This is a genomic window from Polaromonas sp., from assembly GCF_010365105.1.
Lineage (GTDB): Bacteria > Pseudomonadota > Gammaproteobacteria > Burkholderiales > Burkholderiaceae_C > Polaromonas.
In genome coordinates, this window is record NZ_JAAFGZ010000033.1 from 1 (window position 1) to 22,602 (window position 22,602).

Annotated in this window: 20 protein-coding genes; 15 read left to right on the top strand and 5 right to left on the bottom strand. The window is 62.2% G+C overall.

What is annotated here, in order from left to right:
• A partial coding sequence (locus GZ092_RS17245) for a hypothetical protein (RefSeq protein ID WP_293638210.1) occupies positions 1–201 on the top strand: 201 nt, incomplete at its 5' end.
• Between the two features lie 19 nt (positions 202–220).
• Here the strand turns inward: GZ092_RS17245 and GZ092_RS17250 are convergent.
• The 3 genes from GZ092_RS17250 to metG all read right to left on the bottom strand — a co-directional run bounded on the left by GZ092_RS17250 (position 221) and on the right by metG (position 4,403).
• A complete protein-coding gene (locus GZ092_RS17250) occupies positions 221–1,891 on the bottom strand; it encodes a SulP family inorganic anion transporter (protein ID WP_293638211.1) in 1,671 nt (556 codons plus the stop codon).
• A gap of 105 nt (positions 1,892–1,996) precedes the next feature.
• Positions 1,997–2,227 carry a hypothetical protein gene (locus GZ092_RS17255; RefSeq protein WP_293638213.1) on the bottom strand — a complete coding sequence of 77 codons (231 nt, stop codon included), beginning with the start codon at positions 2,225–2,227 and terminating at the stop codon, positions 1,997–1,999.
• A 31-nt stretch (positions 2,228–2,258) separates the two neighbouring features.
• A complete protein-coding gene (metG, locus tag GZ092_RS17260) occupies positions 2,259–4,403 on the bottom strand; it encodes a methionine--tRNA ligase (protein WP_293638215.1) in 2,145 nt (714 codons plus the stop codon).
• A gap of 282 nt (positions 4,404–4,685) precedes the next feature.
• On the opposite strand from metG, the gene apbC reads away from it, so the two are divergent.
• The 12 genes from apbC to fdhF all read left to right on the top strand — a co-directional run bounded on the left by apbC (position 4,686) and on the right by fdhF (position 17,862).
• Positions 4,686–5,777 (top strand): iron-sulfur cluster carrier protein ApbC, encoded by a 1,092-nt coding sequence (apbC, locus tag GZ092_RS17265; RefSeq protein WP_293638217.1) that lies wholly within the window; start codon positions 4,686–4,688, stop codon positions 5,775–5,777.
• 253 nt (positions 5,778–6,030) lie between these two features.
• The gene (gene atpD / locus GZ092_RS17270) at positions 6,031–7,479 is read left to right on the top strand and encodes a F0F1 ATP synthase subunit beta (protein ID WP_293638219.1); all 1,449 of its coding nucleotides are present in this window, start codon (positions 6,031–6,033) and stop codon (positions 7,477–7,479) included.
• Positions 7,469–7,858: a F0F1 ATP synthase subunit epsilon gene (locus tag GZ092_RS17275; protein ID WP_293638221.1), complete on the top strand. Its 390-nt coding sequence runs from the start codon at positions 7,469–7,471 to the stop codon at positions 7,856–7,858. Before atpD ends, GZ092_RS17275 begins: the two co-directional genes overlap by 11 nt.
• The gene (locus GZ092_RS17280) at positions 7,851–8,186 is read left to right on the top strand and encodes an AtpZ/AtpI family protein (protein WP_293638222.1); all 336 of its coding nucleotides are present in this window, start codon (positions 7,851–7,853) and stop codon (positions 8,184–8,186) included. Before GZ092_RS17275 ends, GZ092_RS17280 begins: the two co-directional genes overlap by 8 nt.
• A complete protein-coding gene (locus GZ092_RS17285; RefSeq protein ID WP_293638223.1) occupies positions 8,179–8,493 on the top strand; it encodes an ATP synthase subunit I in 315 nt (104 codons plus the stop codon). The genes GZ092_RS17280 and GZ092_RS17285 overlap by 8 nt, the downstream gene beginning before the upstream one ends.
• Entirely contained in the window at positions 8,483–9,184 is a 702-nt protein-coding gene (locus GZ092_RS17290; protein WP_293638225.1) for a F0F1 ATP synthase subunit A, read from the top strand. The genes GZ092_RS17285 and GZ092_RS17290 overlap by 11 nt, the downstream gene beginning before the upstream one ends.
• Positions 9,185–9,211: 27 nt before the next feature.
• Entirely contained in the window at positions 9,212–9,505 is a 294-nt protein-coding gene (locus tag GZ092_RS17295; RefSeq protein ID WP_293638227.1) for a F0F1 ATP synthase subunit C, read from the top strand.
• A gap of 3 nt (positions 9,506–9,508) precedes the next feature.
• Positions 9,509–10,309 carry a F0F1 ATP synthase subunit delta gene (locus tag GZ092_RS17300; RefSeq protein ID WP_293638228.1) on the top strand — a complete coding sequence of 267 codons (801 nt, stop codon included), beginning with the start codon at positions 9,509–9,511 and terminating at the stop codon, positions 10,307–10,309.
• Entirely contained in the window at positions 10,306–11,901 is a 1,596-nt protein-coding gene (locus tag GZ092_RS17305; protein WP_293638229.1) for an alternate F1F0 ATPase, F1 subunit alpha, read from the top strand. Before GZ092_RS17300 ends, GZ092_RS17305 begins: the two co-directional genes overlap by 4 nt.
• Positions 11,898–12,782 (top strand): F0F1 ATP synthase subunit gamma, encoded by an 885-nt coding sequence (locus tag GZ092_RS17310; RefSeq protein ID WP_293638230.1) that lies wholly within the window; start codon positions 11,898–11,900, stop codon positions 12,780–12,782. Before GZ092_RS17305 ends, GZ092_RS17310 begins: the two co-directional genes overlap by 4 nt.
• A 246-nt stretch (positions 12,783–13,028) precedes the next feature.
• A complete protein-coding gene (locus GZ092_RS17315) occupies positions 13,029–14,804 on the top strand; it encodes an NADH-ubiquinone oxidoreductase-F iron-sulfur binding region domain-containing protein (protein WP_293638231.1) in 1,776 nt (591 codons plus the stop codon).
• Position 14,805: 1 nt separating this feature from the next.
• Entirely contained in the window at positions 14,806–17,862 is a 3,057-nt protein-coding gene (gene fdhF / locus GZ092_RS17320) for a formate dehydrogenase subunit alpha (RefSeq protein ID WP_293638233.1), read from the top strand.
• 342 nt (positions 17,863–18,204) lie between these two features.
• Here fdhF and GZ092_RS17325 read toward each other — a convergent pair whose 3' ends face one another.
• Complete coding sequence (locus GZ092_RS17325; RefSeq protein WP_293638235.1) at positions 18,205–18,987, bottom strand: transporter substrate-binding domain-containing protein; 783 nt, start codon at positions 18,985–18,987, stop codon at positions 18,205–18,207.
• A 738-nt stretch (positions 18,988–19,725) separates the two neighbouring features.
• Between GZ092_RS17325 and GZ092_RS17330 the strand changes: the two genes are divergently transcribed.
• Both GZ092_RS17330 and GZ092_RS17335 read left to right on the top strand, forming a co-directional pair.
• Positions 19,726–20,598 (top strand): hypothetical protein, encoded by an 873-nt coding sequence (locus tag GZ092_RS17330; protein WP_293638236.1) that lies wholly within the window; start codon positions 19,726–19,728, stop codon positions 20,596–20,598.
• A gap of 98 nt (positions 20,599–20,696) precedes the next feature.
• Positions 20,697–21,680 (top strand): L,D-transpeptidase, encoded by a 984-nt coding sequence (locus GZ092_RS17335; protein ID WP_293638237.1) that lies wholly within the window; start codon positions 20,697–20,699, stop codon positions 21,678–21,680.
• A gap of 296 nt (positions 21,681–21,976) precedes the next feature.
• On the opposite strand, the gene GZ092_RS17340 is transcribed toward GZ092_RS17335, so the two are convergent.
• The gene (locus GZ092_RS17340) at positions 21,977–22,474 is read right to left on the bottom strand and encodes a C40 family peptidase (RefSeq protein WP_293638238.1); all 498 of its coding nucleotides are present in this window, start codon (positions 22,472–22,474) and stop codon (positions 21,977–21,979) included.
• Between the last annotated feature and the right edge of the window lie 128 nt (positions 22,475–22,602).

Genomic DNA, 22,602 nt, shown 5'->3' on the forward strand with positions numbered 1-22,602 from the left:
TCCGCTCCCGCCCCCCAGGCAACTTTCTTTGGTGACTTTCTTTTTTGCCAGAAAAGAAAGTCACCCCCCGCCGGGAAGGCGCTCACCCCTCAAACCGAACCCAAAAAAACCAAAGAACAAAAAGCAGAAAACGCAGCTATCAAATCAGCAGCCTTAGCAGTTGTTTTTTATAAAAAAATGACCATGGCGCTTTTGCAGTAAGTACAAGCAGCTATTGTTTTCATAGCGTTTCAACATGTGCAAGGAAACCGGCGCGTTCCATGACTTGCCGGGGCTGGGCATTCAGCCCGGCCAGCACCAGCCGGCCGCCGCGCGAGGCGATGGCTTTTTGCAGTTGCTCCAGCACATCCAGGCCCGAGGCATCAAGCACCTGCAGCGACTGCACGTCCAGACGGATGGTCATGCCCTGGGGGGCGCTTTCCACGACGTTCAGGATCGGGTCGATCTTGGCCACGGCGCCAAAAAACAGCGAGCCGTACAGCCGGAAGCAGGCTTCATCGCCACTATTCGACAGCTCGACCACCTGGAACAGCGAACTCATGCGCCGCACGAACAGCACGCAGGCCAGCAGCAGGCCGACCTGCAGCGCCACCGTCAGGTCAAACACCACCGTCAGGAAGAACGTTCCCAGCATGATCAGCCGGTAGTGGTTGCTGGCGCGCTTGAGTTCGGCAAATTCGCGCCATTCGCCCATGTTCCAGGCGACGTACAGCAAGATGCCGGCGAGCACCGGCAGCGGCACATGCACGGCCAGCGGCGCGGCCACCAGCACCACCGCCACCAGCGTCAGCGAATGCACCAGCCCGGAGATGGGCGAGGTGGCGCCGGCACGCACATTGGTCACGGTGCGGGCAATCGTGCCGGTGGCCGGCATGCCGCCGAAGAAGGGCACGACGAAATTGGCCACGCCCTGGGCCATCAGCTCCTGGTTCGGGTCGTGGCGTGGCAAGCCCGAGATCTGGTCGGCCACGCGCGCGCACAGCAGCGACTCGACCGCGCCCAGCAGCGCAATCGTGAGGGTCGGCGCCACCAGCAGCCGCACCGTCGCCCACGAGAAATCAGGAAATTCAAAGCCCGGCAGGGCGCGCGGAATCCCGCCAAAGCGGCTGCCGATGGTTTCCACCGGCAGGCTCAAGGCATAGGCCAGCGCCGTCAGGGTGAGCAGTGCCACGATCGGCCCCGGCAGGCGCGAGGCCACCCGGGTAGCGCGCTTGAGCTGCAGGCCCTCGCCGGCCTGGATCAGCCGGATCAGGCGGTTGGTGAGGGCATGGGCATAGCGCGTCTGGGTGTCAAACAGGCGCGGCCAGACCAGCAGGCCGATCAGGCAGGCCAGCCCCAGGCCCAGCGCATACAGGTTCAGCGTGCCGATGTTCAGGCCAATCGCCTTGATCTGCGAGAAAAAATCCGCCGGCATCCTGGGAATGTTCAGGCCCAGCAGGTCCTTGACCTGCGACAGCGCAATCAGCACCGCAATGCCGTTGGTAAAACCCACCACGATGCTGACCGGCACATAGCGCACCAGCGTGCCGAGCTTGAAAAACCCCAGCAGGAACAGCAGCACCCCGGCGCAGGTGGTGGAGATCAGCAGGTTGGCCAGGCCGTAGCGCTCGATGATGCCGTAGACGATGACGATGAACGCGCCTGCCGGCCCGCCGATCTGCACCGCCGAGCCGCCCAGCGAAGCGATGATGGCGCCGGCGATGATCGCCGTCCAGATGCCTGCTTCGGGCTTGAGCCCCGAGGCAATCGCAAACGCCATGGCCAGCGGCAGTGCCACGATGCCGACCGTCAGCCCGGCGCCCGCATCCTTGAAGAACCGTTCGCGGTTGTAGCCGGCCATCGACGACAACAGACGCGGACGAAACCGGGCGAATTGAATGGGCAGGTGCATGAGCCAGGATTGTGCGCTTGAGCCCGCTTTGAAGCGAGAACAAGTTGATACAAAAGCGCTGTTTTGTTGGCGCCTGGCGGCGCTCTGGCACCGCGTGAAACCCGGCTATTTGGCCGGGCCGGGCAGCACCGCATCGGCCGTGGCGCCGATGGCCGATCCGGCGATGCGCACCGTGCCGATGACGGCGCTGGCCGCCAGCCCGACCGTGCCCACCGCCACCGAGGCCACGGTATCGACGACGGCAACCACAGCGCAACCCGGCAAGGCAGCAGCCGACAGGCCGATGAGCGCCGCTGCGATCAGGCCGCGTGCGCGAAAGTGAGGCAATGCGGTCATGGCCGGGCTCCGTGGGGCGGTCGCGACCGGTTCAGTGAATCCGCATGCCCGGCGTCGCGCCCGGCAGCGGCTCCAGCACATAGATGCCGGGCTGGGCTTTTTCGTCGGCATGGCTGGCGGCCAGCACCATGCCTTCGCTGATGCCGAATTTCATTTTTCGCGGCGCCAGGTTGGCGACCAGCACCGTGTGCTTGCCGATCAGGTCGTCGGGTTTATAGCTGGAGGCGATGCCGCTGAAGACATTGCGCATCCGGCCTTCGCCGGCGTCCAGCGTCAGGCGCAGCAGCTTGACCGAGCCGGGCACCGCTTCGCAGTTGACGATTTTTGCGATGCGCAGATCGACTTTTGCGAAGTCGTCGATGGTGATGGCCGGCGCGATGTCCTCGCCGCCCGGTTGACTCCCTCTGCCTTCGGGAGAGGGTTGGGGTGAGGGTTCCCCGTTGACAGATGCTACGGTTTCGATAGCTGCTTGCGAAGGTGTGTCCTGCGCTGGAGGCTCAAACAATGCTTCAAGTTGCTTCACATCGACGCGCTGCATCAGGTGTTTGTAGTCGCCGATGGCGTGGCCGTTGCCCAGGCTGCTGGCGGCATCGGCAAATGACAGTGGTGCGCTTTTCAGGAAGGCTTCAACTTGCGCGGCCAAGGCCGGCAATACCGGCTTGAGGTACAGCGTCAGCAGGCGGAAGGCTTCGATGCAGACCGTGCACACATCATGCAGGCGCGCTTCCATGCCTTCTTTTTTGGCGAGTTCCCATGGCTTGTTCTGGTCCACGTAGGCGTTGACGTGGTCGGCCAGCAGCATGACTTCACGCTGGGCCTTGGCGTATTCGCGGCCTTCATAGAGCAACTCAATGGCGGCTGACTGGGCGCGCAGGCTGTCCAGCAGCGCTGCGCCATCGGCCGACACCTGGCCCAGTTGTCCGGCAAAGCGCTTGGCGATGAAGCCCGCCGCCCGGCTCGCAATGTTGATGTACTTGCCCACCAGGTCGCTGTTCACCCGCGCCATGAAGTCGTCGGCATTGAAGTCGATGTCTTCATTCTTGGCATTGAGCTTGGCGGCTAGGTAGTAGCGCAGCCATTCGGGGTTCATGCCCAGGCTCAAATACTTGAGCGGGTCCAGGCCGGTGCCGCGGCTTTTGCTCATCTTTTCGCCGTTGTTCACGGTCAGAAAACCATGAACGAACACGTTGTCAGGTGTCTTGCGGCCACTGAAATGCAGCGTGGCGGGCCAGAACAGCGTGTGGAATGTGACGATGTCCTTGCCGATGAAGTGGTACTGCTCCAGACGCGGGTCGGCCATGTAGTCGTCGTAGCTCTCGCCGCGTTTCTTCAGCAAATCTTTCAGCGACGCCAGGTAGCCGATGGGCGCGTCGAGCCAGACATAAAAGTATTTGCCCGGCGCGTCCGGAATCTCGATGCCGAAGTAGGGCGCATCCCGGCTGATGTCCCAGTCGCCCAGGCCTTCGCTCTGTGTGCCGTCCGGGTTGGTGCGCACGCTGAACCATTCCTTGACCTTGTTGGCGACTTCGGGTTGCAGCTTGCCGTCCTGCGTCCACTGCTGCAGGAATTCAACGCAGCGCGGGTCGGACAGCTTGAAGAAAAAATGCTCCGAGCTTTTGAGCATCGGCACCGCGCCCGACAGCGCTGAATACGGGTTGATCAGGTCGGTCGGCGCATACACCGCGCCGCAGACCTCGCAGTTGTCGCCGTACTGGTCTTTTGAATGGCACTTCGGGCATTCGCCCTTGATGAAGCGGTCGGGCAGGAACATGTTCTTTTCGGGGTCGAAGAACTGCTCGATGGTCTTGGTCTCGATCAGCGAGCCTTGCGGGTTGTCGCGCAGGTCGCGGTAGATCTGCCGGGCCAGCTCGTGGTTTTCCGGCGAGTCGGTCGAGCTCCAGTTGTCAAAGGCAATGTGAAAGCCGTCCAGGTAGGGCTTGCGGCCGGCGGCAATGTCAGCCACAAACTGCTGCGGCGTCTTGCCGGCCTTTTCGGCGGCAATCATGATGGGCGCGCCGTGGGCATCGTCGGCGCCGACGAAGTTGACCGCGTTGCCCTGCATGCGCTGGAAGCGCACCCAGATGTCGGCCTGGATGTATTCCATGATGTGGCCGATATGGAAATTGCCGTTGGCATAGGGCAGGGCGGTGGTAACAAACAGGCGGCGCTGGGTCATAGGATGTACTTTTGGCGGTAGAGGGCTGATTTTTGATTTTAAGGGGCGACCCTTGCCTGGGGGTTATCCGCGCTGCCGGGTTATCGACGTTTTATAAGGAAAACAGGCCTCTTTCGCATACTGCATGGAGGCAAGTAGCTATTAAATGTATAGCAAATTGCAAGCCCTCAGCGAACAATGGTCAGCGCGGCGGCGTTAGACTCCGTGTCAATCCCGGCAGCCCGCAGGCTTTCCTGAAAAAGCAGCGGCCTGCCTTGTCCGAATTACATGGAGATTTCCCCGATGGCTGTAGAACAACAGGCAATTTTGAACGCGCTGCAAACCGTGCTCGATCCCAACACCGGCAAGGACTTCGTCACCACCAAGGCGCTTAAAAACCTGCAGGTCAGCGGCAGCGACGTGTCCTTTGATGTCGAACTCGGCTACCCGGCCAAGAGCCAGATTGCCGGCCTGCGCAAAAGCCTGATTGCCGCCGTCAAGGGTGTCGCCGGTGTCGGCAATGTGTCGGTCAACGTCACCGTGAAGATCGCCAGCCACAGCGTGCAGCGCGGTGTGCAGTTGCTGCCGAATGTGAAGAACATCATTGCCGTGGCGTCGGGCAAGGGCGGCGTCGGCAAAAGCACCACCGCTGTCAACCTGGCCCTGGCCCTGGCCGCCGAGGGCGCTGCGGTCGGCCTGCTGGACGCCGACATCTACGGCCCGAGCGTGCCGATGATGATGGGCATTGAAGGCCGGCCCGAAAGCATCGACGGCAAGAACATGGAGCCGATGGAAAACTACGGCCTGCAGGTCATGTCCATCGGTTTCCTGGTCGCGCAGGACGAAGCCATGATCTGGCGCGGCCCGATGGCGACGCAGGCGCTGGAGCAGCTGCTGCGCCAGACCAACTGGAAAGACCTTGATTACCTGATCGTGGACATGCCACCCGGCACCGGCGACATCCAGCTGACGCTGAGCCAGCGCGTGCCCATGACCGGAGCGGTGATCGTCACCACGCCGCAAGACATTGCGCTGTTAGACGCCAAGAAGGGCATCAAGATGTTCGAGAAGGTCGGCGTGCCGATCCTGGGCATTGTCGAGAACATGGCGGTCCACATCTGCAGCCAGTGCGGCCATGCAGAACACATCTTTGGCGAAGGCGGCGGCAAGAAAATGGCCGCCGACTACCAGATGGACTACCTCGGCGCGCTGCCGCTGGACATCAAGATCCGCCTGCAGGCCGACAGCGGCATGCCGACCGTGGTCGCCGACCCCGACGGCGAGGTGGCTGGCATTTACAAGGCCGTGGCGCGCAAGGTGGCGATCACCGTGGCGGCCAAGGCGAAAGACTTCTCGGCCAAGTTCCCGAGCATCACGATCAGCAAAAATACCTGACCGGGGAAGCGGGCTGCGGGTGACGCGGGGTGACGCTGCGCATCTCCCTTCTTTCATCCAAGCGGCCTTGTCCTACATTCCTGCGAACCCGGTTTCCGGAATAACCCTGTTATTTGTCCCACAATAGGCCTTCCGTCGGACGGACTTACTGTCTTTGCAGTTTGCCGTCAATGGTGATGTCCCTTAGTCAAATTGACGCTGCTCAGATTGATGCGACACATCACCCACCATGCCGGCGCATGAATGGAGTGAGATGGCTGAACCCGGGGTCAAGACAACTATTCCCAATCTCGGCGTTGTCGTTTCGGTGCGCGGCAGCGTCGTGGATTTGCGGTTCGATACGAATTTGCCGCCGATCCACAGCGTGCTGCACGCCGATGAAGGGCGCATCATCGTCGAGGTGCTGGCGCAGCGTGACCCGCAGCATGTGCGCGCGATTGCGCTGACGCCCACGCAGGGCCTGGCGCGTGGCATGACGGTGACGGACACCGGCGGGCCGCTGAAGGCGCCCGTCGGCAAGGGAATCCTTTCCCGCATGTTCGACGTGTTTGGCAATGCGATTGACCGCCAGCCCGCACCCACGGATATTCAATGGCGTTCCGTGCACCGGGCGCCGCCCGCGCTGGTAAAACGCTCCACCCGGTCTGAAGTTTTCGAGACCGGCATCAAGGTCATCGATGTATTGCTGCCGCTGGAGCGCGGCGGCAAGGCCGGACTGTTCGGCGGTGCCGGGGTGGGCAAAACGGTGTTGCTGACCGAGATGATTCACAACATGGTCGGGCATCAGGAGGGCGTCAGTATTTTTTGCGGCATTGGCGAGCGTTGCCGTGAAGGCGAAGAGCTTTACCGCGAAATGAAGGCCGCTGGCGTGCTGCCCGACATGGTGATGATCTTCGGCCAGATGAACGAGCCGCCGGGCAGCCGTTTTCGGGTCGGTCACGCTGCGCTGACCATGGCCGAGTATTTCCGGGACGATGAGCACCGCGATGTGCTGCTGCTGGTTGACAACATCTTCCGGTTTATCCAGGCCGGCTCGGAAGTGTCCGGCCTGATGGGGCAGATGCCGTCGCGTCTGGGTTACCAGCCGACGATGGGAACCGAGTTGTCGGGGCTGGAAGAACGCATTGCCAACACCGAAACGGGCGCCATCACCTCGATTCAAGCGGTGTATGTGCCTGCGGACGATTTCACCGATCCGGCGGCCGTGCATACGTTCTCGCATCTTTCTGCCTCCATCGTGCTCTCGCGCAAGCGTGCCAGCGAAGGCCTTTATCCGGCCATTGACCCGCTGCAGTCGAGTTCCAAGATGGCCACGCCGGGCATTGTGGGCGAGCGGCATTACGCGCTGGCCCAGGAAATCAGGCGCACGCTGGCCCAATATGCGCAGCTCAAGGACATCATTGCCATGCTCGGCCTGGAGCAACTATCGCCGGAAGACCGTAACGTGGTCGGCCGCGCGCGTCGGCTGGAGCGGTTCTTGACCCAGCCGTTTTTCACGACCGAGCAGTTCACCGGCATGCAGGGCAAGCTGGTCAGCCTGGAAGACGCGCTGGACGGCTGTGAACGCATCCTGCGCGATGAATTCAAGGATTACCCGGAGAGTGCGCTCTACATGATCGGGAAGATTGACGAAGCCAAGGTGAAACATCCAGTGGCCGACACCCAGCCAGAGAAAAAAACGGCCGCCACCCATGAATCTTAAGATTCTTCTGCCTTTCAAGGTGTTTGCCGAAAAGTCAGGCGTGTCGCGCATCGTCTCGGAAACCCATGCGGGCTCGTTTGGGTTATTGCCCCTGCGGCGCGATTGCGTGGCGGCCTTGACGCCAGGCATCCTGATTTACGAGACAGCCGCTGAAGGAGAAGTTTTTGTGGCGGTTGATGGCGGCGTGTTGGTGAAAACCGGGCCAGATGTGCTGGTGTCCGTGCGGCGGGCCATGCGGGGCGCGGACCTTGGCCAGTTGCGTCAGGCGGTAGAGGATGAGTTTTTGGCGCTGGACGCGCAGGAGCAAAACGTGCGCTCGGTGCTGACGAAACTCGAAACCGGTTTTTTGCGTCGATTCGCGACCTTGCAACATGGCTGAAAAGTCCGGAAAACCCTTGAAAAAAGAACCCGACCTGGCCGCGCAGGTCGGGGCCAAAGCTGCGCGCAAGCTCAAGGCGCAGCGCAACCCCGCGCCCGGCGTGTGGTCAGGTCTCGGGTTGATGGGCGTCATCGGCTGGTCGGTCGTGGTGCCGACCCTTTTGGGCGCTGCGCTCGGCCTGTGGCTGGACCGGCATTATCCGGGCGGCCGTTCCTGGACGCTGGCATTGCTGGTGGCCGGGCTGACGCTGGGTTGCCTGAATGCCTGGCGCTGGGTGAGTCAGGAAGACCAGGCGATGCGCGATGAACAGGAAAATAATGATGAATGAAACACTGGCCCTGGTGCTGAGCTGGCTTGCAGGCGCTGCGCTGGGTGCGTTCTTTTTCGGCGGTTTGTGGTGGACGGTCAGAAAGAGCCTGGTGTCCCGCCAGCCTGCAGTCTGGGTGTTTTGCAGTCTGCTGCTGCGCATGGGTGCGACGATGACCGGGTTTTACTTTGTTGCCGGTGCGGACTGGCGGCGTTTGCTGGCTTGCGTGATCGGGTTTTTCATGGCGCGCCACATTGTGCTGCGCTTGACCCGCACGCCTGAAGAAATCCTGGCGCGCAAGTCGCAGGAAGCCCGTCATGCACCTTAGTCCCGATGAAATCATTTTCTGGCAAGCAGGATTCTTCAAGCTCAACGCCACCATTGCCTACACCTGGGCATTGATGCTGGTGCTGGTGGTGGGCTCCCGACTCATCACGCGCCGTCTTTCCACGAACCACACCCGTTCCCGGTGGCAGAACCTGCTTGAAATCGTCGTGACCGGCATCGAAACGCAAATTGCAGAGGTCGGCCTGCGCCATCCCCGCAAATACATGGGCTTTCTGGGCACGCTGTTTCTGTTCGTTGCCATGGCCAGCCTGTGCACCGTCATTCCGGGCTATGAGCCGCCGACCGGCTCTTTGTCCACCACCGCAGCGCTGGCCCTGTGCGTGATGGTGGCCGTGCCGCTGTTCGGCATCGAGGACCAGGGCCTGGGCGGCTACCTCAAGTCCTACCTGGAGCCGACCGCCATCATGCTGCCATTCAACCTCATCAGTGAAATCTCACGCACGCTGGCGCTGGCAGTGCGCCTGTTTGGCAACATGATGAGCGGTGCCATGATCATCGGCATTCTCCTGAGCATCACGCCCTTCATTTTCCCTATCGTCATGACCGTGCTGGGCCTGCTCACGGGCATGGTGCAGGCTTACATCTTCAGCATCCTGGCGGCGGTTTATATCGCCGCCGCCACCCATGTGCGCAAGCCCAAGCTCAAGCCTGAGCTGGCGCCCAAAATTTAAAACCAACTTATCTACCAAGGACTCGCTATGGACAGCCTGACAATCATCGCGGTGGCCTCCATCGTCATCGCCGGAATCACCACGAGTTTCGGCTGCATGGGCCCTGCGTTTGCAGAAGGGCGCGCCGTCTCGACGGCGCTCACGGCACTGGCGCAGCAGCCCGACGCTTCGGCCACGATCACCCGCACCTTGTTTGTGGGCCTGGCGATGATCGAATCCACCGCGATTTATTGCTTCGTGGTGTCGATGATCCTGATTTTTGCCAACCCGTTCTGGAATTACGGCATCGCCCTGGCGGCCACTCTGGCTGCCGGAAAGTAAGCCATGCTGTTTGACTGGTTCACGGTCGGCGCGCAAACGCTCAACTTTCTGGTGCTGGTGTGGTTGATGAAGCGCTTTCTTTACAAGCCCGTCCTCGACGCCATCGACGCGCGCGAAAAGCGGATCGCCCTGGCCCTTGCCGACGCCGCCGCGAAAAAGGCAGAAGCCCAGAAGGAACGCGACGCGTTCCAGAAAAAAAATGAGGTGTTCGACCAAGCGCGCGATGCACAGCTGAGCCAGCTCAAGGACGAGATCAAGACCGAACGGCAGCGCTTGCTGGATGAAGCCCGGCAGGCCGCCAATGCCCTGCGCGTCAAATCTCAAGACGCGTTGACCAGCGAACTGCAAACCCTGCACCAGGATATCGCCCGCCGCAGCCGCGAGGAAGTGCTGGCCATTGCACAAAAGGTGCTGACCGATCTGGCGGGCGCAACGCTTGAAGAACGCATGGTCGCGGTGTTCGCACAGCGCTTGCGCGCGCTTGACGATACGGCAAAGGCCGGCCTTGCCAAGGCGCTTGAAAACGCGTCCGGCACCGTGCTGGTGCGCAGCGCCTTTGCGTTGTCGCCGGCGCAGCGGGAGGCGATTCAAAGCGCCCTCAGTGAAACCCTCCCGGGTAATAGCCAGATCCATTTCGACACGACACCGGACTTGATCAGCGGCATCGAACTCTCGGCCAACGGATGGAAGGTTGCCTGGAATATCGCGGACTTTCTTGCCTCGCTGGAGCAGCGCATCGGCGAACGCATCCAGGAGCAATCCGAACCGCAAGTCCAGCCCGCCGCGCCAGAGAAGGCCGCATGAGCGCGCCCGCTGACACCCTGCAAAGTGTCCTGGACAACACCTTTGCCAGCCTGAGCCAGGGGCGCGATGCTTACCAGGCGCAATTGACGCCGCAGGAAGTCGGCACGATCACCAGCGTCTCCACCGCCATCGCCATGGTGTCCGGCCTGCCCGGCGTGGGCTATGACGAGCTGGTGAAGTTCCCCGGCAATGTGTTTGGCATCGCTTTCAATGTGGACGAGACTGAAATCGGCGTGGTGCTGCTGGGCGACTATTCGCGTCTGCATGCGGGCGACAAGGTCGAGCGCACCGGGCGCGTGATGGACGTCATCGTCGGAGACGGCTTGCTGGGCCGGGTGATTGACCCGCTGGGCCGCCCGCTCGACGGCCAGGGGCCGGTTGCTGCCAGCACACGCTTTCCCGTTGAGCGGCCCGCAGCGCCCATCATGGACCGCGCGCCCGTCATCGTGCCGTTGCAGACCGGCCTGAAGGTGGTCGATGCGCTCATTCCCATCGGGCGCGGCCAGCGCGAACTGATCCTTGGCGACCGGCAAACCGGCAAGACCGCCATTGCGATTGACACCATCCTCAACCAGCAGGGCCAGGATGTGGTCTGCGTGTATTGCGCGATTGGCCAGCGCGCTTCCGCCGTGGCAAAGGCTGTCGCCGTCTTAAAGGACAAGGGCGCGATGGAGTACACCGTCGTGGTGGTCACCGAGGGCAATGACTCGCCTGGCCTGGCCTATATTGCGCCCTATGCGGCAACCAGCATTGCCGAGCAGTTCATGGAAGCCGGCCGCGACGTGCTGATCGTCTATGACGACCTGACGCAACATGCCCGCGCCTACCGCGAGCTGTCGCTGCTGCTGCGCCGCCCGCCCGGACGCGAAGCCTTTCCCGGTGACATTTTCTACATCCACTCGCGCCTGCTGGAACGCGCAACGCATCTTTGCGACGAACGCGGTGGCGGCTCGCTCACCGCCCTGCCGATTGTCGAGACCGAAGCGCAGAACATTTCTGCCTACATTCCGACCAACCTGATCTCCATTACCGACGGGCAGATCTACCTTTCGCCATCGCTGTTCGAGCTGGGCGTTCTGCCTGCCGTCGATGTGGGTAAATCCGTCTCGCGCGTGGGCGGCAAGGCGCAACGCGCCTCCTACCGGGCGGTGGCCGGCGACCTCAAGCTGGCTTACGCCCAGTTCGAGGAGCTGGAAACCTTTGCCCGCTTTGGCGCCCGGCTGGACGAAAGCACCACCCAGATCATCGAGCACGGCCGGCGCATCCGGGCTTGTCTCAAGCAACCGCAATCTGCGCCGGTGTCGGTGGCCGCGCAAATTGCGGTGCTCATGGCATTGACTGAAAAACTCTTCGACAACGTGCCGCTCGACCGGATGCCAGAAGCCGAACACGCCGTGCGCGAGGCCGCAGCCCAACTGCCCGATGAGGTGCATGCCCGTTTCGATACCGCCGCCAAACTGAGCGATGCAGACCGGGACGCCATTGTCCAGATCGCCCGCACCGCGCTTGCCGGTTTTCAGCCCGAGGCGGCGCCCAAGGCTGAAGCGCAAAGTAAGCCCCAGACCCCACCTGCGGGCGGAAAGTCGACATGAGCGACACCACCGCCAGCCTCGGCCGCAAGATCGGCACGGCGGACGACCTTCAGTCCGTGGTGCGCACGATGAAGGCGGTGGCCGCGTCCAGCATCGGCCAATACGAGCGCGCCGTGCATGCCCTGGATGATTACTACCGGACGGTGCAACTGGGGCTGGCCGCCTGCTTGCGCGAGATGGAGCGGCCCCTTGCCCCGGCGCTGTTGCAGCGCAGGCCAATCGGGGCCATTGCGGCCGTGGTGTTCGGCTCCGACCAGGGTCTGGTCGGCCAGTTCAACGACCTGATGGCCGATTTTGTTGTCAAGACGCTGGGGGAGTTGCCGGGTCAAAAGACCGTCTGGCCCGTTGGCGAGCGCATCCGCTCACGGTTGGCGGAAACGGATCTGGTGCTGGGGGAGGGCTTCATGTTGCCGGGCTCGATTGGTGCGATCACGCCGCTGGTCGGACAAATTCTGATCGAGATCCAGGCACTGCGTGAAATAGATGCAAACACGCCGGTTTACGTTTTCCATAACCGCCCCAACTCCGGGGCCATTTACACCCCTGCCTGCCAGCGGCTGCTGCCGCTGGACGCGGACTGGCGGCGTGACTTGATGACCATGGCCTGGCCGACCAAAAATTTGCCGGAAGTCATGAATGCAGGAGAAGCGACCCTGCTCGCCTTCGTGCGGGAATACCTGTTCGTCTCGCTTTTCAGGGCCTGCGCCGAATCCCTGGCCAGCGAAAACGCCAGTCGCCTGGCCGCCATGCAGCGCGCTGAAAAAAATATCGAAGAACTGCTGGAAGACCTGAACCGCTCGTTTCATCGTCTGCGCCAAAGTGGTATCGACGAGGAGTTGTTCGATGTGATTGCTGGCTTCGAGGCGTTGACAGGCGGCTGAATCCCGACGGGGCGCTCAGGCTCAAAGGGCCGCGGCAATGGGGCGGCGAAGCTGGTTACTTGCTTTAAAAACACGCTGGATGCCATGAACCGGATTTTTTGCCGTGTCGGCATTTATCCACTTTGGCAACCAGGCGGACAGGCAGGATTCACCTGGGATTGCATGAACCCATACACTGATTCAATTTGACCCACAGGCCGCTTCAAGCCACAGTGCCGCATGCATCCAACCAGCCAGACTCCCAACATGAAAGTCGTCGCCGTCGTCACAGCGAGCGAGTTGCGCGAGCATATCCGCCGCAAAAGCCAGTTGAAAGGGCGCCAGGCCGACGAGGATTCCCTTGCCGAGGTGCGCGCACTGATCGGCGCCCGGCCTGCCGACGGCCATCGCCGCGACCTGCTGATTGAGCACCTGCACCAGCTCAACGACGCGTACCGCTGCCTGCACGACCGGCACCTGGTCGCGCTGGCCAGGGAAATGAACCTCCCGATGGCCGAGGTGTACGAGGTGGCGACGTTCTACCACCACTTCGAGGTCGTCAAGGGCGATGCGAACGGCGACGGGCAGGCGCCCGCTGTGACAGTGCGCGTGTGTGACGGGCTGAGCTGCGAGCTGGCCGGCGCGCGGGATGTGCTGGCGCGCCTGCCGGCCTTGCTGGGCGCGCGGGATGTGCGGGTGATTGCCGCACCGTGCATCGGCCGCTGCGAGCAGGCGCCGGTGGCGCTGGTGCACCAGACGCCCGTGCCATTGGCCACCCCGGAATCCATCATTTATGCATTAAATAGTGCTTCTACGCACTACCCACGGGCGCAGGCAGCTATTAATTTTATAGCTGCCGACTGGGCAGAGAAAAGTATTCCGGAATGGCCTGGCCATACCGATTACGCCACCTACCGTGCCCATGGCGGCTATGCGCTGGCGGTGTCGCTGGTGAATGGGAAAGAGGACGCCGAGCGCGTCCTGCATGCCATGGAAAACTCCGGCTTGCGCGGCCTGGGCGGCGCGGGTTTTCCAGCCGGGCGCAAATGGCGCATCGTGCAGGCCCAGCACGCGCCGCGCCTGATGGCGGTGAACATCGACGAGGGCGAGCCGGGCACTTTCAAGGACCGCACCTACCTGGAGCGCGATCCGCACCGCTTTCTCGAAGGCGTGCTGATCGCCGCGCAGGTCGTGGGCATTTCTGCCTGCTACCTCTACCTGCGCGACGAATACCATGGCTGCCGGGCGCTGCTGCAAGCCGAAATCGCAAAGCTGCAGGCCGATCCGCCATGCCCTTTGCCGCACATTGAACTGCGGCGCGGTGCGGGCGCCTATATCTGCGGCGAGGAGTCCGCCATGATCGAAAGTATCGAGGGCAAGCGCGGCGAACCGCGCATGCGCCCGCCCTACATCGCCGAAGTGGGCCTGTTTGGCCGGCCCACGCTGATGCACAACTTCGAAACGCTGTACTGGGTGCGCGACATCGTGCAAAAAGGCCCGCAGTGGTTCGGCAACTTCGGCCACAACGGCCGCAAGGGGTTGCGCAGCTTCAGTGTCAGCGGACGGGTGAAGCAACCCGGCGTCAAGCTGGCGCCGGCCGGCATCACTGCGCAGCAACTGATCGACGACTACTGCGGCGGCATGGCGGACGGCCACACGCTCTACGCCTATCTGCCGGGCGGCGCATCGGGCGGGATTTTTCCGGCCAGCCATGCGCATTTGCCGCTGGACTTTGACACGCTGCAGCCGCACGGCGGCTTCATCGGCTCGGCCGCTGTCATCGTGCTCGGCCAGCACGACAAGGCGCGCGACGCGGCGCTGAACATGATGCGGTTTTTTGCCAAGGAGAGCTGCGGCCAATGCACGCCATGCCGCGTTGGCACGGCGAAGGCAGCAAAGCTGATGCAAGCGCCAAGCTGGGACCACGCCACGCTGGAAGACCTGAACGCCGTGATGGCCGATGCGTCGATTTGCGGCCTGGGTCAGGCGGCGCCCAACCCGGTGCGCTGCGTGCAGCAATATTTTTCGCATGAGGTGGTTTGACATGAACGCACGCGCCCAAACCGACGCCGAAGCTGCGCAGCCCTCCGTCGCCTTCACGCTCGACCAGCAGACAATTTACGCCTTCGAGGGCGAAACCATCCTTAAGGCCGCCGAACGCCACGGCGTGAACATTCCGCGCCTTTGCTACCAGGACGGCTTGCGGCCCGACGGCAACTGCCGCGCCTGCGTGGTCGAGATCGCAGGCGAGCGCACCCTGGCGCCCAGCTGCTGCCGCAGCGTGACGGCGGGCATGGCGGTGCAGTCGCAAAGCGAGCGGGCGCTGAGAAGCCAGAAGATGGTGCTGGAATTGCTGCTGTCGGACATGCCCGACACGGGTTACAAGTGGAACGATGCGAAGTCGGGCAGCCCTCACCCTGGCCCTCTCCCAAAGGGAGAGGGAACAACAGCCGCATCTGTTCCCGCTTTTCTCTCTTTCGCAAGAGAAAAGGGCGCAATAGCTGCAGTACGAACAACAGCCGCACCGGTCCCCGCTTTACTTCCTCTCCCCTTGGGAGAGGGCAGGGGTGAGGGCCTCCCCGGCCCCGGCCAGCACGGCGAACTCAGCGACTGGGCGGCACGCATGGGCGTCACCGTACGCCCCGAACTCCAGGCCCTGCGCCGCGAACAGCCTAAGGCCGACCTGTCGCATCCCGCCATGGCCGTGAACCTCGACGCGTGCATCCAGTGCAACCGCTGCGTGCGCGCCTGCCGCGAGGAACAGGTCAACGACGTGATCGGTTTCGCCCTGCGCGGCAGCCACAGCCTGATCGTGTTCGACCTGAACGACCCCATGGGCGAAAGCACCTGCGTAGCCTGCGGCGAATGCGTGCAGGCCTGCCCGACCGGCGCACTCATGCCGAAAACGCAGGTCGGCTCGCAAATCGTCGATAAAAAAGTCGATTCGGTCTGCCCGTTCTGCGGCGTCGGCTGCCTGCTGACCTACAACGTCAGGGACAACAGAATAGCCAGCGTCGAGGGACGCGACGGCCCGGCCAACCATTCGCGGCTGTGCGTCAAGGGCCGTTTTGGCTTTGACTACGCCCACAGCCCGCAGCGGCTGACGGTGCCGCTGATCCGCAAGACCGGCGTCGCCAAGGACCCCGCCGCGCTGCAAACCCTCAACCGCCACACCGCCGACTGGTCCGAGGTGTTCCGGGAAGCGACCTGGGACGAAGCGCTGGCGCTGTCCACCGGCGCGCTGAGAACCCTGCGCGACACGAAAGGCAAGAAGTCGCTGGCCGGCTTCGGCTCGGCCAAGGGCAGCAACGAGGAAGCCTATTTGTTCCAGAAGCTGGTGCGTACCGGCTTTGGCAGCAACAACGTGGACCATTGCACCCGGCTCTGCCATGCGTCGAGCGTCGCGGCGCTGCTTGAAGGCGTCGGCTCGGCGGCGGTCAGCAACCAGGTGCATGACGTGCAAAACGCCGGCCTGATTTTCATCATTGGCTCCAACCCGACGGCCAACCATCCGGTGGCGGCGACATGGATGAAGAACGCCGCCAGGCGGGGCGCAAAAATCGTGCTGGCCGACCCGCGCATCACCGACATCGGCCGGCACGCCTGGCGCACGCTGCAGTTCAAGGCCGACACCGACGTGGCGATGCTCAATGCCCTGATCTACACCGTCATTGACGAGGGGCTGACGGACATGGCGTTCATCGAGGAACGCGCCAGCAATTACGAAGCGCTGCGTGCCAATGTGCAGGGCTACAGCCCCGAGGCCATGGCGCCGATCTGCGGCATTCCGGCCGAAACCCTGCGCGAGGTGGCGCGTGAATTTGCCAGGGCCAGGGGCGCGATGATCCTGTGGGGCATGGGCGTGAGCCAGCATGTCCATGGCACCGATAACGCGCGCTGCCTGATTGCGCTGTGCAGCGTGACCGGCCAGATCGGCAAGCCCGGCTCCGGCCTGCATCCGCTGCGCGGCCAGAACAACGTGCAGGGCGCCAGCGACGCCGGGCTGATCCCGATGATGTTCCCGAACTACCAGCGCGTGAACAACAAGTCGGCGCACGGCTGGTTTGAAGACTTCTGGAAAACACCGCTGGACGACCAGCCCGGCTATACCGTGGTCGAGATCATGCACAAGATACTCGCCCCAGAAACCGACCCGCACAGGATTCGCGGCATGTACATCATGGGCGAGAACCCCGCCATGAGCGACCCCGACCTGAACCATGCGCGCCACGCCCTGGCCAGCCTGGAGCACCTGGCAGTGCAGGACATCTTCATGACTGAAACGGCGTGGCTGGCCGACGTGGTGTTGCCCGCCACCGCCTGGCCTGAGAAGACCGGCAGCGTCACCAACACCGACCGCATGGTGCAGCTCGGCCAGCAGGCGATTGAGCCGCCCGGCGACGCGCGGTCCGACCTGTGGATCGTCCAGCAGATGGCCGCCGGCATGGGGCTGGACTGGCATTACGCGGGCGAACATCACGGCGTCGCAGCGGTGTACGAGGAAATGCGGCAGGCGATGCACAGCGCGATTGCCGGCATCACCTGGGATCGCCTGCAGCGCGAATCCAGCGTGACCTACCCCTGCCTGAGCGCCGACGACCCCGGCGCCCCCACCGTGTTCATGGACCGCTTTGACACGGCAGATGGCCGCGTGCATCTGGTGCCGGCCGACATCATTCCGGCCAACGAGAGGCCCAATGCCGATTTTCCCTTTGTGCTGATCACCGGTCGCCAGCTGGAGCACTGGCACACCGGCAGCATGACGCGACGCTCCGAGGTGCTCGATGCACTGGAGCCGATGGCGACAGCCTCGCTGTGCGGCGCGGATTTGCTGGCGCTGGGCGTGCAGCCGGGCGAAGTCATCACCGTGCAATCGCGCCGGGGTGAAGTGGCCATCCACGTGCGCCGCGACGACGGCACGCCGCCCGGCGCAGTGTTCATGCCGTTTGCTTACTACGAGGCAGCCGCCAACCTGATGACCAATGCCGCACTCGACCCGTTCGGCAAGATTCCGGAATTCAAGTATTGCGCCGTGGCCGTCAGGCGCGGGGGCGCGGTGGCTAAGGTGGCAGGCTATGAGCGGACGGCGGCAAAAAGGTAGCTTGGTCTCAAGGCGCGACCATTGCGCCCTTGACAAGCATTCATTGACCTAACCAGACTGCCCCAGGTGTCCAGTCAACCTGTTGTCCACAGCGGCGTCGAAAACGTAGCTGTGGGCGATGAAATCTACGCTGGCGCCAGCCAAGGCGTTTTTACCGGCTGAGCGGTCAGGTCAAATTCTCAGTCCAGCGTGCAGAGGATGGCGCAGTGAAAGTCAAAAAGTTTGACAAGTGATTGTGGATCCGGACCGCATCTTTTGCGGTGCGCGCTTGCACAGTGAAAGCAATTTCCCTGCTTCCCGTGCCACTGCCTCGCCTTTAGCGTCGACCGGCGACAGACCCGCTTACTTCAGCCACTTGTCAGCGGCCTGTTTCAGCTGGCCCCGCGTGTCCAGCACATCCCAGGTGAAAGCCATGACACGGGAGTAATCAGCATCATCGGTTGGCATCATGAAGCCAAGCTTGTTTTTCGGCGTCAACGGCGCATCAATGTAGGCCGCATAAAGGCGCGGATCTGCCTTGCTGTAGTGCAGTGCTTCATAGGTTTCGGTGATCATCACGTCGCCTTTTCCCTCGGCAATCAAGCCGGGAATTTCAGCATTCTTGTCATGCGTGCTGACCTGGGCCAACTTCAGCTTGTCCAGCACATAGGCCTCGTTGGTGCCGCCTGGATTCTTGATGACGCGAACCTCGGGTTTGTTCAGGTCTTCCGGGCTCATGTATTTTGCTTTGTCAGCCGCACGTACCAGCGCGACCTTGCCGAAGGGCGCGTAGCCTGGAAGCATCTCGATGTAGCGGATTCGCCCGATATTGCGCGTAATGCCACCGACCGCCACATCAAACTTGTCCGCTTGGATGTCTTTCATCAGGTTGGGCCATGAGGTCTGCACATACTCGACTTTGACGCCCATCTCCTTGGCCATCAGTTCAATGACGTCGATGTCATGGCCGGCAAAGCCCGCATCGCTCTTGATGGCGAACGGTCGATAGTCGCCCGGCGTGCCGACGCGGATTACCTTGCTTGCCATGATTTTGTCAAGCCGTGGCCCGGCGTACGCAAACTGCGTGAGCGAAAGACTGGCCGCAGCCGCCGCAGCCGCCAGAAAAAGCACTTTTCTTGTCATCATTTAAAGATACTCCAGAGTTGATCAGGTAGGGGATGGGCTTTCCCTTGCCTATGCTGCGCGTTCGGGGAAAGGCTGCCAGCAGATTGAGCGGGCATGTGATCGTAGCGGCATTGGTTGCAGTCGCCATCGTTTGCTGCATGCGTTTGCAAGCTTTCGATGGCATTGATCATGAACTGCATGCGTGTTCTGCATGGTGCAGGTGCACTGTTCGTTTCCTATGTTTGCTTCAAGGTGCTTGTCATCTCCGACCTGTCTTGCAGCAAGGCGGTATCAAAAAACGGCTGACTTTTGACGTAAAAATCCAGACTGCTAAAATTATCAGCATCCCCCGGCACTGTTTTCTACCCATGCATCCCATTTTTCCTCACCCTGGAGCAGGCTCCATGCACCGCTTGCCTGTGGTGAGGTGCGCTGTTGCGTGCGAGACCTGGCCGTACAAGCCGGTCGCACATTCCTCCGCCCGGCGATAACCTTTCCTCTTTTTTGCGCAAACCATCCATCGCCGGGCACCCGCTCAGCGCGATAGCGGCCGTCTGCTGACGTCAGACCCGGCCGCACCCGACGGAGATGCGTCATGTATCCAGATAACGACGGCGAACGCTTGCCTGCCTGCCGAACTGCCTTTCATCCGACGGCCCCCGCGCCATGCGGCATGACCGCCTCAAGCGCTCGCGCCAAGCCTGAGTCCGTTCAGCACGCATGCGCTGTGTGCCTCGTGACTGAACCGGATTGAAGACCATGGAATTCACCAAAAGATTTCTTCGTGCCAAAAATCCCTGCGCCGATGGCTTTCGCTGGTTTGTGCGCAACGTGGAAGACGGCAGCGGCTACCAGGCCGCGCTGGACACGCTGGTCAGTGCCGGGCGGGTCGATGATGCCTGCTGGCTGTTGACGCAGTTTGGCCCCACCAACGAGGTGTTGAGCGTTGATTCGCTGGGCGCCGAGGCGATTGTTTTCGCGGGCAGCGTGGAGGTTAGAGGCGGCATCGATGTCGATACCGTGATTCAGGCCGGGCGTTCCATCCGGGCCGGCGGCGGCTTGCGCGCCGGTCGCGCCATCGTGGCAGGCGAAGATATCCGGGTGGCCGGCAGCATCCACAGCGGCGGCACGCTCCAGACGGGCGGCGGCATCCGGGCCGATTGGGGCATCGAGGTTCAGCAAGCTCTGGTTTGTGGTGGCGACATGCGCGCCGCATGGGACCTGATCTGCCACGGCAAGTTGTCCTTAGAGGGCAATGCCTTTGTCGGCCAGGATTTGATCGTTCACGGGCTGCTTGAGTGTGGCAAGGGCCTGAATGCGGGCGGCGCTATCGTCTGCGCTGACAGCATCCGCGCCGGGCAGGGCATGCTGGCAGGCGGGTCCGTCAGCGGCGGCATGCACCTGGAAGCCGGCTGGGGTATCAAGTCCGGCGAATCCATCAAGGCCAATGGCTCCATCAAAGCCGGCGAGAGCCTGTCGGCGAAAGATGAAATCCGTGCAGGCGCTGGTTATGGCGTGTATGCCGGCCTGAATGTGCAGCTGGACACCTGGGAATCCAGCGCACAGGTGAGGGCGCTGAAAAAGCCCGAAGGCCTGATGAGCGGCTGCTGGGCAGGACCAAGGGTGATATGAGACTGGTTTGGGCAAGGTGTGATCAAGCTTTGGATATTTCTGGTTCACGGCGTCCTGCCCTACCGTGTTCCGGGCGGTGTACACGCACAATCAAGCGCATGAAAACTGGACTCCTCGGCACGCTATGGCTCGAAAACAGGTACATCAGGAGCGCGATTGATCTGGATTTCCCGTCAAGGACGCCCGCTGGGCTGGTGACTTGCGGCGATCCATCCAGGCGGTCTGCAGCGCTTGCGCTGGGCGCTTTTCTGGCCTGCAGCCTGAGCGCTGCGGCATCTGCGGAAACCCTGATGGATGGCGTGGCGGCTGCCAGCCCGGTGCCGCTGGCAGCCGAGTTTGCGCAACAGGTTGCGCCGCGTTTGCTGCTGCCCGACGATGAGCGCGAGGCCTATGCCAAGCGCCTCCAAAACGCGCTGACTACAGCGCAAGTGACGCTGGCCGCGCCGCAATTTATTGTGATGGTGGACCGCAGCCCCAACGTGCAGGCTGCGCTGCTCTATTGGGGTTCGGTCGAGAGTGGCTGGCGTTTCATCGGCGCTACGCCGGTATCGACCGGCCTGCCGGGCCGCTATGAGCATTTCCTGACGCCGCTTGGCGTGTTCGATCATTCGTTGGTGAACCCGGACTTTCGTGCAGAGGGCACGAAAAACAGGCTCGGCTTTCGTGGCTATGGCGTCAAAGGCATGCGCATTTATGACTTTGGCTGGATTGACTCGCCACGTGGCTGGGCCGATGGGACGATGGGCAAGCTGCGGCTGCAGATGCATTCCACTGACCCGGTGCTGGCGGAGCCGCGCCTGGGGACGGCACAGTCCGAAGGCTGCGTGCGCATTCCGGCAACCCTCAATGAGTTCATTGACCGTCAAGGCCTGCTCGATGAAGACTATGACCGTGCCCTGGCCAACGGTGACAAGTTATGGGTGCTGCGCAAGGACCGCACACCCGTGTCGTCGCCGGGACGTTATCTGGTAGTGGTGGACACCGAACGCCAAGTGCGACCAGACTGGGCGCCATTGCCGGCGACCCGCAAAGCCGCCCTCAAATCAATACCCAAACCCGCAGCCAAACCCGCAACACCCTGACACCGGTCAGGAAAAATTGTTTGTTCTGACGGCGCAGACCTCAGTCGGCACGACGGTGGCGCTAGCGTTACAAGGCCTTGCCCGTCAGGATCATGTCAAACCTGTTGTTCATGTTTTAAAAACGGGTTTTACGCACACCAGGTATGCACAAGCAGCTATTTATTTTGCAGCGGATGACTGAAGGGTCGGGGATTTGCCCAGACCGGGCACTTTCTTGTAAACGGGCTCGCAAGACACACAATAGACGGTCCGGTGTGGCCACGAAAGAGCGCGACGTTGAGTCTGGAGGCCGACCTTTAACCCAGTACCGTTTTGGCGCCCTCAAACCGGGCCGCATAGTATTTGCTGTCGAGCCGGTCGATCCTGACGCCGGTGCGCGGGTTGCTGGCATGCACGAAGCGCCCGTCGCCCACATAAATGCCGACATGCGAAAACGAATAACCCAGCGTGTTGAAAAACATCAGGTCGCCGGCCATCAGGTCGGCCGTATTGACCGGGCGCGCGATTTTGGCCATTGATGCTGCGCTTCCCCGCAATGCGATGCCGGCGGCCTCAAGATAAACGTGCGACACCAGTCCCGAGCAATCGAACCCGGTAGCCGGGCCGCGTCCGCCCGACACATAAGACCTGTCCAGCAGCGACAGCGCAAACAGCGCGATGTCGCTCCCGGTACGGGAAGCGTCCAGGGATCGCGGGCTGCGGTCGGGTTGCGTGGCGCAACCGGCGAAAGCCAGCAGTGTCATGCTGCCCAGCCACTGACCCCATCCCCTTCGTGAATATGCCTGATGGTCCATCGAATCTCCAGCCAAAATTGCAGCAGGCCATGCCTGCCAGCGTGTGCTCCAGCCCGTCGCCTCAAACCGTTCGCAGATGGCAGGCAAGCTGAAGTGGCATCCTACCGCAGACGTCTGTCCGGAAAAAG